The sequence below is a fragment of the Pseudomonas sp. Pseusp49 genome (assembly GCF_059491875.1).
This window is the reverse complement of the sequence record NZ_CP168514.1, coordinates 6569054-6581750: the sequence shown is the minus strand read 5'-3', so window position 1 is coordinate 6581750 and position 12697 is coordinate 6569054. Positions and strand designations below refer to the sequence as shown.

17 protein-coding genes and 1 pseudogene are annotated in these 12697 nt (G+C 58.6%); 8 read left to right on the top strand and 10 right to left on the bottom strand.

All coding sequences use genetic code 11. From position 1 onward, the window contains the following. Positions 1-81: 81 nt before the first annotated feature. Positions 82-867, bottom strand: coding sequence for a hypothetical protein (locus tag ACEN83_RS29505; protein ID WP_495579067.1), 786 nt, complete (start codon positions 865-867; stop codon positions 82-84). A 102-nt stretch (positions 868-969) separates the two neighbouring features. Continuing rightward, complete coding sequence (locus ACEN83_RS29500; protein ID WP_495579066.1) at positions 970-1416, bottom strand: hypothetical protein; 447 nt, start codon at positions 1414-1416, stop codon at positions 970-972. A 465-nt stretch (positions 1417-1881) separates the two neighbouring features. Between ACEN83_RS29500 and ACEN83_RS29495 the strand changes: the two are divergent. After that, positions 1882-1995 (top strand): annotated as a pseudogene (locus ACEN83_RS29495) (helix-turn-helix domain-containing protein); the annotation flags it as partial. Between the two features lie 28 nt (positions 1996-2023). On the opposite strand, the gene ACEN83_RS29490 reads toward ACEN83_RS29495, so the two are convergent. After that, positions 2024-2545 (bottom strand): BRO-N domain-containing protein, encoded by a 522-nt coding sequence (locus ACEN83_RS29490; RefSeq protein ID WP_495579065.1) that lies wholly within the window; start codon positions 2543-2545, stop codon positions 2024-2026. Between the two features lie 389 nt (positions 2546-2934). After that, the gene (locus ACEN83_RS29485) at positions 2935-3195 is read right to left on the bottom strand and encodes an accessory factor UbiK family protein (RefSeq protein WP_258682922.1); all 261 of its coding nucleotides are present in this window, start codon (positions 3193-3195) and stop codon (positions 2935-2937) included. Positions 3196-3614: 419 nt separating this feature from the next. Between ACEN83_RS29485 and glnK the strand changes: the two genes are divergently transcribed. The 4 genes from glnK to sutA all read left to right on the top strand — a co-directional run bounded on the left by glnK (position 3615) and on the right by sutA (position 6391). Continuing rightward, positions 3615-3953 carry a P-II family nitrogen regulator gene (gene glnK / locus ACEN83_RS29480; protein ID WP_002555808.1) on the top strand — a complete coding sequence of 113 codons (339 nt, stop codon included), beginning with the start codon at positions 3615-3617 and terminating at the stop codon, positions 3951-3953. A 35-nt stretch (positions 3954-3988) separates the two neighbouring features. Beyond that, positions 3989-5326 (top strand): ammonium transporter, encoded by a 1338-nt coding sequence (locus ACEN83_RS29475; protein WP_102699675.1) that lies wholly within the window; start codon positions 3989-3991, stop codon positions 5324-5326. 214 nt (positions 5327-5540) lie between these two features. Continuing rightward, the gene (locus tag ACEN83_RS29470) at positions 5541-5966 is read left to right on the top strand and encodes a secondary thiamine-phosphate synthase enzyme YjbQ (protein ID WP_015097344.1); all 426 of its coding nucleotides are present in this window, start codon (positions 5541-5543) and stop codon (positions 5964-5966) included. Positions 5967-6067: 101 nt separating this feature from the next. Further along, the gene (gene sutA / locus ACEN83_RS29465; RefSeq protein ID WP_007980816.1) at positions 6068-6391 is read left to right on the top strand and encodes a dormancy-specific transcriptional regulator SutA; all 324 of its coding nucleotides are present in this window, start codon (positions 6068-6070) and stop codon (positions 6389-6391) included. 157 nt (positions 6392-6548) lie between these two features. On the opposite strand, the gene ACEN83_RS29460 is transcribed toward sutA, so the two are convergent. From ACEN83_RS29460 to lptM, 6 genes are read right to left on the bottom strand one after another with little or no spacing between them, the layout of a single operon-like run. Further along, complete coding sequence (locus ACEN83_RS29460) at positions 6549-7250, bottom strand: HAD family hydrolase (RefSeq protein WP_495579064.1); 702 nt, start codon at positions 7248-7250, stop codon at positions 6549-6551. After that, positions 7247-8146, bottom strand: coding sequence for a tyrosine recombinase XerC (gene xerC / locus ACEN83_RS29455; protein WP_495579063.1), 900 nt, complete (start codon positions 8144-8146; stop codon positions 7247-7249). The genes ACEN83_RS29460 and xerC overlap by 4 nt, the downstream gene beginning before the upstream one ends. A gap of 2 nt (positions 8147-8148) precedes the next feature. Further along, complete coding sequence (locus ACEN83_RS29450; protein ID WP_218481085.1) at positions 8149-8874, bottom strand: DUF484 family protein; 726 nt, start codon at positions 8872-8874, stop codon at positions 8149-8151. A gap of 13 nt (positions 8875-8887) precedes the next feature. Further along, on the bottom strand, positions 8888-9718 hold the full coding sequence (gene dapF / locus ACEN83_RS29445) for a diaminopimelate epimerase (RefSeq protein ID WP_007980808.1): 831 nt from the start codon (positions 9716-9718) through the stop codon (positions 8888-8890). Between the two features lie 4 nt (positions 9719-9722). Further along, positions 9723-10970, bottom strand: coding sequence for a diaminopimelate decarboxylase (gene lysA, locus ACEN83_RS29440; protein ID WP_495579062.1), 1248 nt, complete (start codon positions 10968-10970; stop codon positions 9723-9725). Between the two features lie 12 nt (positions 10971-10982). Beyond that, positions 10983-11159 (bottom strand): LPS translocon maturation chaperone LptM, encoded by a 177-nt coding sequence (lptM, locus tag ACEN83_RS29435; protein WP_007980804.1) that lies wholly within the window; start codon positions 11157-11159, stop codon positions 10983-10985. Positions 11160-11466: 307 nt separating this feature from the next. Between lptM and cyaY the strand changes: the two genes are divergently transcribed. From cyaY to rnk, 3 genes are all read left to right on the top strand, one after another. Continuing rightward, positions 11467-11799 (top strand): iron donor protein CyaY, encoded by a 333-nt coding sequence (gene cyaY, locus ACEN83_RS29430; RefSeq protein WP_007980802.1) that lies wholly within the window; start codon positions 11467-11469, stop codon positions 11797-11799. Between the two features lie 4 nt (positions 11800-11803). After that, on the top strand, positions 11804-12025 hold the full coding sequence (locus tag ACEN83_RS29425; protein ID WP_493725635.1) for a DUF1289 domain-containing protein: 222 nt from the start codon (positions 11804-11806) through the stop codon (positions 12023-12025). Positions 12026-12279: 254 nt separating this feature from the next. Beyond that, positions 12280-12690 carry a nucleoside diphosphate kinase regulator gene (gene rnk / locus ACEN83_RS29420; RefSeq protein WP_007980800.1) on the top strand — a complete coding sequence of 137 codons (411 nt, stop codon included), beginning with the start codon at positions 12280-12282 and terminating at the stop codon, positions 12688-12690. The last annotated feature ends 7 nt before the right edge of the window (positions 12691-12697 follow it).

Below are 12697 nucleotides of genomic sequence, written 5' to 3'. Positions count from 1 at the left end.
TGGCGAGGGGGGGTAAGCTCCCTCGCCGCAGCTATTGCAATGCTCGAGTGGATTGAAAAGTTGTTGATTAGTTTGAGCGGTTTATTTGGAATGTTTCGTGTTGACAAATAAACTGCTGCTGACCGTCAGCACTTTACTTACGAAATTTTCGATATCCAGCTTGTTTTTGCCTTCTGCAGTATGCGTGAAATAGTTGAAGTCCAAATCAATCCACTCCTGCAGTTTTGTTTCATAGTTGTCGGGATACTGTGCTTGCTCCACCAAGGGGAGCTCCTTGTAATGATCAAGGACGCTTTGGAAGAATTTGGTGAGTTTTCCGGTGCTGTTATATTCATATTCTGCTTCGGCCACCACTTTCTGTCGCCATACAAATTCTTGTTTGGCTGATTCTTCCAATGCTGCCCGTCTTTCATTGACAGTAAAGGTGCCGCTGTCATCGTAAGTAATTAAAGCAAGTTGATCCCTGGGCATGCCCGAAAATGGATTTTTGCCGAGCCCGTTTGTATACTTTGTCGCACTTTTGGCGCGCGCTAATAATTCGGTATTATCTGTGTTGGGAACTTCTGAGTCGTGATTTGCTTTGTTGGCAGTATAATGAGTGCCCTCCAATTCGTTGAATGTATTGTTAGCCATCGAACTCAGTTCCGTTCTGGTCAGGCGTGCATCCCGCGCCTGTGCTCGTACTGAGGCTTCGCTCAATTGGCTCGCTAGCGTGGAAACGGTACTGCTATCTCGTGCGTTGCCAAGTGGGCCTTGGGATGTGCTTTGGTACACACCTGGGTTTTTGCCGGGAGTCGCTGTCAATTTTTTTGTTCCAGCCGGTGCTTGGCTGCTGCTAGTTGCAAAGTTGTTTAGCGAATTAACCATTTTTTGCCACTCCCTGTTCGAGGACTAAAATATGATAGGCTGCCTAACGGCTGTTGATGCTTTAGCAAAATCTTACAAGCCAATTAAGGCTCGCTAAATGCTTTACTTCATTGTGATTACTACTGACCAGGCATAGGTGGACGGATTTGTTTTAGTTACCTTTATGGTGCAGGTCGCCCCGCCACTGGGCGTGGCCGTATTTCTCCACTTTGGAATTTTACTTGCGCCAAAGCCAGGAGTAGTCACAAATGTCGCTAAATAAACACATTCCTTATTGCCGATTTGATATCGTAAATTAGCATGGTTGTAATTAGGTGATATCTGGCTTTGTATGTCGTACGTATCCGAGCCATTTGCAGTCACGGACGTTTGTGGGGCAGGTGATGCGTTTGCTTTTGTTATAGCTTCGTTGTTAGTTATAGGGGTATAGGTAGCAATCTGTGTTCCAAGATTCTTGAATGTAACTGTTACAGGTGGCCCAGCTACAGCTGAACTTATGTGGGATATAGTCATCGCGAAAGCCGCAATTAAAGACCTGGAAATTTTCATGGGTGTTGCTCCTTGTGGTGTTGTAATAGCATTCCATTTAAGAAGTTGTGCTCATCACAAACTATGATCTAAGCCATGTAACATGGACTTAAATTTTTTCAAGCGGATTGGCGAACCGGAGCCTGCGGAAACACTGGCAGGTCCGAAGGTCTTCCATGCACGTCCATAATTCGAAAAAGGAATAAATCACTGGTTCGAACGTGGTCACGGTGCGTCGGGTGCTGTTCGAGTACCCAAACCCGATGCTGTCTAATCAGCTGGGAGTGAGCTTAGGAATCGGAGCTTTGCCGCGCAATCGGACGGCGAATGAGATCTTCGTAGGAAGTTGCCGGGATTCTTGCGGGCTTGAATACCGCAGCCTGCGGCAATTCCTACAGGTCAATCTGAAGGTCGTTTCGACTTTATCGCGAGCAGTCTCGCCCCCACGTAGATCTTCGAACTCCACCGGGTATTTGCCTGGAGGTGTTGAATGTGTCGACACCTACGGTGAACGACATCGTGCTCCAGCGTCGGGGTGTCAGTGCTGATATGGCTCAAAAGTTATCAATCTGTCTGGACACTACTCCGGAATTTTGGCTGACCCCCACGCCAAAGCGTGGGGTTTTACTCAAACTGCGTGAAGCATCTTCGCGGCTCTTTTCCACCAAGGCGCACTGATAGCAGGCTTTGAAGTCCCCTGATCAGGCAGCACCTGCGGCACATCTTGCAGTCGAATCCACGGCTGGTTATTCCAGTGCAGCAGGCTCAACGACATTTCCGGCCAATTGAGCAGGCTCAGTTGTGGGCGTTCGGTTGTGGCGGGGTGTTGGGTGTCTCGCAGGGCGGGGACGACTTCGTGGGTGAGCCATTCACGCAAGGCTCGGTATTCGGGGCAGTAGTGGTAGACGAGCATGGCGTAGACACCGGATTCGCTGATCAGCAGGGTGTTTTCGATGTGACCGTGGATGAGGGTTTTGGTGGTTTGGTATTGGTCGGGATCGAGTTTTCGGAGTTGGCGGTCGTTGAGGTGGATGCGTAGTAGTCGGCCTAGGTCGCGGGCGCTGAACCAGGGTTGGTTTTGCAGGAGGAGGGCGTGGAGGTGGTGTTTATGGCGGGTGAAGATGTGAGGGGTTAGGTAGTTTTCTTCCATCGTGCAGTTCTCGGGGTCGAGTGAAGAGAAACTGCCTCTGATCGTCGCCAAACGAAAAGGGTGGCAGCCATGCGCGGGTTGGCGAACCGGTGACGCCCGAAAAACCGGCAGACCTTAAGGTCTCCCACGCACAGCTGCCATAACTCAAGATGGGGAGAAACTCCCTATTTCGAATGTGGTCGTAGTGCGTCGGGGTTTTTCCAGGTCGCCAAACCCAGTGCTGAACATTCAGCGGGGATGAGCTTAGAGACCGGATACCTGGCGACGCAATCGGACGGCGGTGTGATGTTTGTAGGACGTTGCCGGGATTTTTGCGGGGCTTGGGATCAAAAGATCGCAGCCTTCGGCAGCTCCTACAGGGGGCTGTGTTTCAAAGCGGGATTGATGGGTTACTCGGTTGGCGGATTGAGCTTCGCTTCCATCTCCGCGACCTTCGTTTCAAGAGCCTCCAGCCGCGCCCGCGTGCGTGCCAGTACAACCATCTGGCTATCGAACTCTTCCCGGCTCACCAGATCCAGCTTGCTGAAGCCGCTCTGCAGCAACATTTTGAACTGGCTTTCGATTTCGGCTTTCGGCAGGGGGGTGTCACCGCTGAAGAGGCGGGAGGCGGTGCCGGTCAGGGCGTCGAGGAGGTCTTTTGGCGCGAGCATGGGCAATGTCCTGGAAACAATGACGGGCAGTGTATCACGCAGTGTCTATAGTCATTTGCGCGGGCAAGGGGTGCACGGTTTTCGCGCATCGGGACGGACGGCGTCGCACCGTTGTTGTGCGTAACGTGCCGGGTGTTGTCGCGAAGTATCCGCCATCCGCCGGTAAAGGCTTGAAAACAGTCAGTTTTGTGGAGATGGCAAGCTTTCTGCTTAGATGCTGGTGACCCATGCACTGATGCAGTCGCTGTGACGAATGCAGTGCGCCAGGCGAATCACGGGGAGTGCTTCGCAAGGAGCGGTTAGCTGGCGTCGGACGGGCAGGTAAGGCCGACGATGCGTTACAAAGCCAGGCACTGCGCTTAGACTTGAGTCGGGTTTGTTTTCCTGGGGCAAGTCCACCAATTCGGGAGAGAGTTTTCATGAAGCTAGTCACTGCCATCATCAAGCCGTTCAAGCTGGACGACGTACGCGAGTCGCTGTCCGAGATCGGCGTGCAGGGCATTACCGTCACTGAAGTCAAAGGCTTTGGCCGGCAGAAGGGGCACACCGAGCTGTATCGCGGCGCGGAATACGTGGTCGATTTCCTGCCCAAAGTGAAGATCGATGTCGCCATCGACGACAAGGATCTGGACCGGGTAATCGAGGCCATCACCAAGGCGGCCAACACCGGCAAGATCGGTGACGGCAAGATCTTCGTGGTCAATCTGGAACAGGCGATTCGCATCCGTACCGGCGAAACCGATACCGACGCTATCTAAGCCGCCACAAACCCAACGCCCCAGGAGAAAACAATATGACTCTGCGTAAATTCGCAGGGCTAGGAGCCCTGTTGTCCATCGTAATGCCCAGCCTTGCTTTGGCGGCAGACGAAGTGGCGGCCCCGGTCCTCAACTCCGGCGACACCGCCTGGATGTTGACCTCTACAGCCTTGGTGCTGTTCATGACCATTCCCGGCCTCGCGCTGTTCTACGGCGGCATGGTCCGGTCGAAAAACATTCTTTCCGTGATGATGCAGTGCTTCGCCATTACTGGTCTGATCAGCGTCCTGTGGGTCATTTATGGCTACAGCATCGCGTTCGACACCACCGGCATGGAGCAGGGCGTCGTCAACTTCAACTCGTTCTTCGGCGGCATGGGCAAGGCATTCCTTGCCGGTGTCACGCCAGCCAGCCTGACCGGTCCTGCGGCGCTGTTCCCTGAAGCGGTGTTCATTACCTTCCAGATGACCTTCGCCATCATCACGCCGGCGCTGATCGTCGGTGCCTTCGCCGAGCGGATGAAGTTCTCCGCGATGCTGGTCTTCATGGGCATCTGGTTCACCCTGGTTTACGCGCCGATTGCGCACATGGTCTGGTCCGGCAACGGCGGCCTGATGTGGGACTGGGGCGTTCTGGACTTCGCCGGCGGCACCGTGGTGCACATCAACGCCGGTGTGGCCGGTCTGATTGCCTGCCTGGTGCTGGGCAAGCGCAAAGGCTTCCCGACCACGCCGATGGCACCGCACAACCTCGGTTATACCCTGATGGGTGCGGCCATGCTGTGGGTCGGCTGGTTCGGTTTCAACGCCGGTTCTGCCGCTGCGGCCAACGGTACCGCCGGTATGGCGATGCTGGTCACTCAAATCGCGACTGCCGCTGCTGCGCTGGGCTGGATGTTTGCCGAGTGGGTCACCCATGGCAAACCTAGCGCACTGGGTATCGCTTCGGGCGTGGTTGCCGGCCTGGTGGCAATCACCCCGGCTGCCGGCACCGTTGGCCCGATGGGTGCGCTGGTCATCGGTCTGGCGGCTGGCGTGGTGTGCTTCTTCTGCGCCACCACCCTGAAGCGCAAGCTCGGCTATGACGACTCCCTGGACGCCTTCGGCGTACACGGTATCGGCGGTATCCTCGGTGCAATCCTGACCGGTGTGTTCGCAGCTCCCTCTCTGGGTGGCTTCGGCACCGTGACCGACATCGCCGCACAAGTGTGGATTCAGTGCAAAGGCGTAGGTTTCACGGTGATCTACACCGCGATCGCCACGTACATCATCCTCAAGGTGCTGGATGCGGTCATGGGTCTGCGCATCAATGAAGAAGAAGAGGCGGTCGGCATCGATCTGGCGCTTCACAACGAACGCGGCTACAACTTGTAAGCACGCGCATAAAAAACTTGCCCGGCTTGCCGGGCATTTTTTTGTCTGAAATTTGTCATTGAAGGGTGCGCTGAAAGGTTTTTTCCTACAGGTTTTAAGATGTTTACGTCGGGTGTTTTTGTGCGGTCGAAGGCTTACATGATTGAAGGAATATTAGGGCCTTTGTTTTTTCCCAGAGCGCGCTAGAATGCGCCCCGAACGTGCGGAGAACTGTATGTGGCAACAGACTCTGATTACCTTGCGGGCGAGGCCCCGGGGCTTTCACCTGGTAACGGACGAGTTACTCGCCGGCCTGCCTGAACTCAAGGCGTGTCGGGTCGGTCTGTTGCATTTGTGGCTGCAGCATACCTCGGCGTCGTTGACCATCAACGAGAACGCCGATCCGGCGGTACGTCGCGACTTCGAACGGTTTTTCAATCGTCTGATCCCACAAGGAGCAGACGGCTATGAGCATAACGACGAAGGCCAGGACGACCTCCCGGCGCACTTCAAGGCCAGCGTGCTTGGCTGTCAGCTCTGTTTGCCGATTTCGGCAGGCCGGCTGGCGTTGGGAACCTGGCAAGGCGTTTATCTGGGCGAGCACCGCGATCATGGCGGTGCCCGTAAAGTCCTCGCCACCGTGCACGGTGAAGAGGCATAACCGCTGGTCAGCAGCGGCTGTTGATTTTTTTCCGGCAGCCTTCGACAGAGGGCAAAGCTGGGCTATAACTAATCTGCTTTTCGCAAGTCATGAGGTAGAACATGAGCGACGATGATCTGGAAAACGACGACCTCGAAGTAGGCGACGACGACGAAACCGAAGAAGGTCTGGAAGCAGCGGCGGAAGACGTCGCTGAAGACGACGGCGGTGATGCGCCGGTTCCGACCGCCAAAGGCAAGGCCAAGGCAGCGGTATCGGTCGATGAGCTGCCGAGTGTCGAAGCCAAGAACAAGGAACGCGATGCCCTGGCCAAGGCCATGGAAGAGTTCCTTGCGCGTGGTGGCAAGGTGCAGGAAGTGGAGGCCAATGTGGTCGCCGATCCTCCCAAGAAGCCGGATAACAAGTACGGCAGCCGGCCTATCTGAGCCTGCTACCCGCTTGCTGAAAAAGCCCGCCGTCGCTGCGGGCTTTTTCATGGGTGATGGAAAAGCAAAAGATCGCAGCCTGCGGCAGCTCCTACAAGGTTATGTGTACCCCTGTAGGAGCTGCCGCAGGCTGCGATCTTTTCAACATCACCTCAAACTAAACGGTATTCCACCGCGCCAACAACCCCGGCAATTCGGTCAGGCTGCAAATTTCGGCATCCGGCAACCGATCCGCTTCCCAGGTCTTGCCCGCCGGGTTGAACCAGATCGCTCGCATCCCCGCTTGTTGCGCACCGGCAATGTCATCGCCCGGATGATCGCCAATATGCACCGCCGTATCAGCCGTCGCGCCGCCGCGTTGCAGGGCTTCATGGAACAGCCGCGCATCGGGTTTGGCGATGCCGATGTCTTCGGCGCACAACGCAAACTTGAAGTAGTCCGCCAGGCCCAGTCGACGCACATCGGCGTTGCCATTGGTGACCACGCCGAGGGCGTAATGGTTGGCCAGCAACTCCAGGGTCGGTTGCACCTCTGGAAATATTTCCAGCTGATGCCGGGCATGCAGGAACACTTCGAAACTCTGATCGGCCAGGTCCGACGCTTCGGCGTGGGGATATCCGGCTTCTTCCAGGGCCTGGAACAACACGCGCCGGCGCAAGGCGCTGATGCGGTGCTTGAGGTTCGGCTCGATGCTCAGGATGCGTTCGCGTATGGCCCACAAATGTTCCACCGGCACCGCCCCCAGGTTGGGCGCATGTTCGGTCAGCCATGCACGCAATATGGCTTCGGCGCTGACGATGACGGGTGCGGTGTCCCACAGGGTGTCGTCGAGGTCGAAGGTGATCAACTGAATGCTCATGAATCGTCGCCCTTAATGCGTTTGGCCCTTGGGTGGGCGCTGTCGTAGACCGTGGCCAGGTGCTGGAAGTCCAGGTGGGTGTAGATCTGCGTGGTCTTGATGTCCGAGTGCCCGAGCAGTTCCTGCACCGCGCGCAGGTCCTGGGAGGATTCCAGCAGATGGCTGGCGAAGGAGTGCCGCAGCATGTGCGGATGCAGGTTCTGCCCCAGTTCGCGCTCGCCGGCAGCCTTGACCCGCACCTGGATCGCTCGGGGGCCGAGACGTCGCCCCTGTTGGCTGACGAACACCGCATCGTCCGCCGGGTTGGCCATGGCCCGAAGTGGCAGCCACTGCTCCAGCGCTTCGCGGGCTTTTTTCCCCACAGGCAGCATGCGGGTCTTGCTACCTTTGCCGAGCACCTGGACCATGCCGTCGGCGAGGTCGAGTTGATCGAGATTGAGCCCTGTCAGCTCCGACAGCCGCAGCCCGGAAGAGTAGAACAACTCCAGAATCGCCTGGTCCCGACGTGCCAGAAAGTCATCCTCCACACCACCTTCCAGCAGTTGCAGGGCGCGGTCGGTGTCGAGGGTTTTCGGCAGGCGGCGTTCACCTTTCGGCGGCGCCAGGCCATTGGCCGGATCGTGGTCGCACAGGCCTTCGCGATTGAGGTAGTGATAGAGCCCGCGAACGGCCGACAGCAATCGCGCCAGGCTGCGGGATGATTGCCCTTGGGCGTGCAGGCGGGCAATCAGGCTGCGCAGGCGCTGGATGTCCAGCGCCGCCCAACTGCCGATGTTCTGTTTGACGCACCAGCCCAGCACTTTATCGAGATCGCGGCGGTAGGCCGACAGCGTGTGCGGCGACACCTGCCGCTCACTGCGCAGGTGTTCGCAGTAAGCGTCCAGTTGTCGTTCCATGTTCAGCGTACCGAGCGCAGGGAATTGTTGACCCGTGGCAGCACGCGACCCATGACTTCAGCGATGTAGCTCAGGAACAAGGTGCCCACCGAGCTTTTGTAGTGCTGCGGATCACGGCTGGCGATGGCCAGGATGCCGTGGATGCCCTGGTAGCTGATGGCGACGACCGCGGTGGAGCCGATCTGCTTGCGCTGTTCTTCGCCGAACAGGAAGTCCAGTTCATGCTCGCGCAGGCTGCCGCTGACGCTTTTGTCTTCCGAGAGCAAGCCGCCGATGGCCACTTGCGCTTCAGCGTGAGTGGCCCAGCGGCCCACCGGCATGGCGTTGTCGCCGAGCAGGATGAGGCTGACGAAGGGCACCTGGAATTCCTGGCGCAGGCTGTCTTCGACGCACATCACCACGTCTTCCAGGCTGGCGGCGTCCATCAGCGCGAGGATCAGGCGACGGGTCTTTTCGAACAGCCGGTCGTTGTCCCGGGCCACGTCCATCAAATGCGACAGGCGATGACGCAGTTCAATGTTGCGGTCGCGCAGAATGGTCATCTGACGCTCCACCAGCGACACCGTATCGCCGCGTCGATGGGGAATACGCAATGACGGGAGCAGTTCTTCGTGCTCGACGAAGAAGTCCGGATGAGCCTCCAGGTACGCGGCAACAGCCGCCGCCTCCAGGCTTTCGGACGGTGATTCGTCAGCTTGTCGTGCGGGTACCTGAGGCTTGTCTGTCATAGGTTTCGCTCACTCAAAGACGCACTTGTCCTTCGTATACGCGCACTGCCGGTCCGGTCATCATCACCGGCTGGCCAGGGCCTGCCCATTCGATGGACAAGCGCCCGCCAGGCAGGTCGATCAATAGCGGCGAATCCATCCACCCCTGGCTGATTGCGGCCACTGCGGCGGCACAGGCGCCGGTTCCGCAAGCCTGGGTTTCCCCGGCTCCACGTTCCCAGACGCGCAACTGCGCGCGGCTCCGGTCGATGACCTGGAGAAAACCGACATTGACCCGTGCCGGGAAGCGCGGGTGATGTTCGATTTTCGGCCCCAGCTCATGCACCGGCGCGTTGTTGATATCGCTGACCCGCAGCACGGCATGGGGGTTGCCCATGGACACGGCGGCCAGATCGACCGGGGTGCCGTCGACGTCGACCTGATAACTCTGGGCCTGCTCCGGTGCCTGGAACGGAATATCCGCCGGCACCAGGCGCGGGGCGCCCATGTTCACGCTGATCTGGCCGTCGTTACGCACGTCCAGTTCGATGATGCCGCTTTTGGTCTCGACGCGAATCAGCCGTTTTGCGGTCAGGCGCTTGTCGAGCACGAAACGGGCGAAGCAGCGCGCACCGTTGCCGCACTGTTCCACTTCGGAACCGTCGGCGTTGAAGATCCGGTAGCGGAAATCCACGTCCGGATTGCTCGGTGCCTCGACGATCAGCAACTGGTCGAAACCGATACCGGTGTGCCGGTCGCCCCATTGCTTGGCATGCTTGGGCAGGATGTGCGCGTGCTGGCTGACCAGGTCGAGGACCATGAAGTCATTGCCCAGGCCGTGCATCTTGGTAAAACGCAGCAGCATGGTTTTACTCCGGCAGCAGGCTTTCGCCAGCAAACAACTCGGCTACCGTTTCACGGCGACGCACTTCAAATGCCTGATCACCGTCCACCAACACTTCAGCGGTACGGCCGCGGGTGTTGTAGTTGGAACTCATGACAAACCCGTAGGCACCGGCCGAATGCACGGCCAGCAGGTCGCCTTCTTCCAGGGCCAGCTGACGATCCTTGGCCAGGAAGTCGCCGGTCTCGCAGATCGGGCCGACGATGTCGTAGGCGCGGGCCGACGATTGACGCGGGCGCACGGCCGTGACGTCCATCCAGGCCTGGTACAGCGCCGGGCGGATCAGGTCGTTCATGGCGGCGTCGACGATGGCGAAGTCTTTGTGCTCGGTGTGCTTGAGGTATTCGACCTGGGTCAGCAATACACCGGCGTTGGCGACGATGAAGCGGCCCGGCTCGAACACCAGCGCCAGGTCGCGACCGTCGAGGCGTTCACGCACGGCCTTGATGTAGTCGGCAGCCAGTGGCGGCTCCTCGTCCTTGTAGCGCACGCCCAGGCCACCACCGAGATCGATGTGGCGCAGGTAGATGCCGCAATCGCCGAGGCGGTCGACCAAGCCCAGCAGGCGGTCGAGAGCGTCGATGAACGGCGGCAGGGTGGTCAGTTGCGAACCGATGTGGCAATCGACGCCGACCACTTCCAGGTTCGGCAACTGCGCGGCGCGCACGTACACGTCTTCGGCGTCGGCGATGGCGATGCCGAACTTGTTCTCTTTCAGACCGGTGGAAATGTACGGGTGGGTGCCGGCATCGACGTCCGGGTTGACGCGCAACGAAATCGGCGCGCGAACGCCCAGTTCGGCAGCGACCACTTGCAGGCGTTCGAGCTCGTCGGTGGATTCGACGTTGAAGCAGTGCACGCCGACTTCCAGGGCGCGACGCATGTCGTCACGGGTCTTGCCGACGCCGGAGAACACGATCTTGTCGGCGCTGCCGCCAGCGGCCAGTACACGCTCCAGTTCACCACGGGAGACGATGTCGAAACCGGCGCCCAGACGCGCCAGGACATTCAGGACGCCCAGGTTGGAGTTGGCCTTGACTGCGAAGCACACCAGGTGCGGCGTGCCAGCCAGCGCATCGGCATAAGCCAGGTACTGGGCTTCGATGTGTGCGCGCGAGTAAACGTAGGTCGGTGTGCCAAAGCGCTCGGCGATGGCAGACAGGGCAACACCTTCCGCGAACAGTTCACCGTCACGGTAGTTAAAAGCGTCCATGAGGTTCCCTTATTATTGGTAGACGTCGTGCTTGTGTGCTTTGGAGGCAGGCTGCTGCTGCGACGACTTGGCTTGCTCGACAGGGTCCTGGTCTTCATCGGGCAGGTACAGCGGGCCTTTTTGACCGCAGGCCGACACAAGGCAGGCAACCGCGAGGAGCGCAGCAAGGGAAGAGATCAGGCGCTTCATGGCGAAATCCTTGAAAATGCATTAATTGCGCCGGAGTATACCGGCCACCCGGCAGCTTGCCTATGCAACGGGCCGCCCGTCCGGCGGGGGTTGGGCCGATACCGGTTGGTATCACGCAATCCCTGTGGGAGCGGGCTTGCCCGCGAAGGGGCCAGCACATTCAACCTCTTTGTTGACTGAACCACCGCTTTCGCGAGCAAGCCCGCTCCCACAGACGGCCGCTTGGTCATTATCCTTTGCAATCGACGGGGCTCGGTCGTATCTTGCGGCGCTTGAGCCTGATCAGACACTTTTTGAGGTTGCCGTAATGAGTTTGTCCGAAGCGCGTTTCCACGACCTGGTCGATGCCACCCAGCAAACCCTGGAGGACATCTTTGACGACAGCGACCTGGATATCGACCTCGAAAGCTCGGCCGGTGTGCTGACCGTCAAGTTCGAGAACGGCAGCCAGTTGATCTTCAGTCGCCAGGAGCCGCTGCGTCAGCTGTGGCTGGCGGCGGTGTCCGGTGGTTTCCACTTCGACTACGACGAAGAAAGCGAGCGCTGGATGTGCGACAAGAGTGAAGAGCAATTGGGTGAAATGCTCGAGCGTATCGTCCAGCAGCAGGCCGGTGTCGAGCTCGATTTCGAAGGCCTGTGAGATCGTGACCCAGCCTGCGTCTGTCCGTCCACCGAAGCCGCTCTACAGCAATGTCAGCCCGGCGGTGCCGTCGCCGTGCAGCGGTGTGTGCCGGCTGGACGAGCAGAAAGTCTGCCTGGGCTGCTTCCGCCATGTCGAAGACATCCGCGAATGGCGCTCGGCGGACGATGATCGTCGCCGTGTCATTTGCGCCCAGGCCTCTGAGCGCAAAGCCACCTCCCTGTAGGAGCTGTCGAGCGAAGCGAGGCTGCGATCTTTTGATCTTCAGCGTCTTCAGAGCCGCCAAAAATCCAGATCAAAAGATCGCAGCCTTCGGCAGCTCCTACAGGGGGCGGTGCTGGCATCCGGCCCCGGCTTGTATATTTTTTGAGCTGTGATAGTGTCCGGATACGCCTCAACCCATCGAGGCTTGTGAAAACCCCGCCTTTTTCTGGCGGGGTTTTGCTTTTTTCGTGCAGAAGAAAGGAGTCTGCCCAGATCATGACCGCACCTTCCATCACCCTTACCCGTCTGGACGTCCAGCGTCTGGAGCGTCTGATCGACAGCCTGGACGACACGCTGCCGGGCGTTATTGCGTTGCAAACCGAACTGGATCGCGCCGATACCGTGGTCGGCCACGATGAAGTGCCGGCAGATGTCGTGACCATGAATTCCCGTGTGCATTGCCGGGAAGAAGGCAGTGGCAAGGACTACCACCTGACCCTGGTGTACCCCAAGGATGCGAATGCCGACGAAGGCAAGGTCTCGATCCTGGCACCGGTGGGCAGCGCGCTGCTCGGCCTGAAGGTTGGCCAGCATATCGATTGGCCGGCTCCGGGTGGCAAGACCCTGAAGCTGACGTTGCTGGAAGTCGAATCGCAGCCGGCCAATGGCGGCGCGTTCCCGGAGTGACATCCCC

Bases quoted from the DNA above. Each gene is read 5' to 3' on its own strand.
- ACEN83_RS29505 (WP_495579067.1), bottom strand. From the start codon at position 867: ATGGTTAATTCGCTAAACAACTTTGCAACTAGCAGCAGCCAAGCACCG.
- ACEN83_RS29500 (WP_495579066.1), bottom strand. From the start codon at position 1,416: ATGAAAATTTCCAGGTCTTTAATTGCGGCTTTCGCGATGACTATATCC.
- ACEN83_RS29490 (WP_495579065.1), bottom strand. From the start codon at position 2,545: ATGGAAGAAAACTACCTAACCCCTCACATCTTCACCCGCCATAAACAC.
- ACEN83_RS29485 (WP_258682922.1), bottom strand. From the start codon at position 3,195: ATGCTCGCGCCAAAAGACCTCCTCGACGCCCTGACCGGCACCGCCTCC.
- glnK (WP_002555808.1), top strand. From the start codon at position 3,615: ATGAAGCTAGTCACTGCCATCATCAAGCCGTTCAAGCTGGACGACGTA.
- ACEN83_RS29475 (WP_102699675.1), top strand. From the start codon at position 3,989: ATGACTCTGCGTAAATTCGCAGGGCTAGGAGCCCTGTTGTCCATCGTA.
- ACEN83_RS29470 (WP_015097344.1), top strand. From the start codon at position 5,541: ATGTGGCAACAGACTCTGATTACCTTGCGGGCGAGGCCCCGGGGCTTT.
- sutA (WP_007980816.1), top strand. From the start codon at position 6,068: ATGAGCGACGATGATCTGGAAAACGACGACCTCGAAGTAGGCGACGAC.
- ACEN83_RS29460 (WP_495579064.1), bottom strand. From the start codon at position 7,250: ATGAGCATTCAGTTGATCACCTTCGACCTCGACGACACCCTGTGGGAC.
- xerC (WP_495579063.1), bottom strand. From the start codon at position 8,146: ATGGAACGACAACTGGACGCTTACTGCGAACACCTGCGCAGTGAGCGG.
- ACEN83_RS29450 (WP_218481085.1), bottom strand. From the start codon at position 8,874: ATGACAGACAAGCCTCAGGTACCCGCACGACAAGCTGACGAATCACCG.
- dapF (WP_007980808.1), bottom strand. From the start codon at position 9,718: ATGCTGCTGCGTTTTACCAAGATGCACGGCCTGGGCAATGACTTCATG.
- lysA (WP_495579062.1), bottom strand. From the start codon at position 10,970: ATGGACGCTTTTAACTACCGTGACGGTGAACTGTTCGCGGAAGGTGTT.
- lptM (WP_007980804.1), bottom strand. From the start codon at position 11,159: ATGAAGCGCCTGATCTCTTCCCTTGCTGCGCTCCTCGCGGTTGCCTGC.
- cyaY (WP_007980802.1), top strand. From the start codon at position 11,467: ATGAGTTTGTCCGAAGCGCGTTTCCACGACCTGGTCGATGCCACCCAG.
- rnk (WP_007980800.1), top strand. From the start codon at position 12,280: ATGACCGCACCTTCCATCACCCTTACCCGTCTGGACGTCCAGCGTCTG.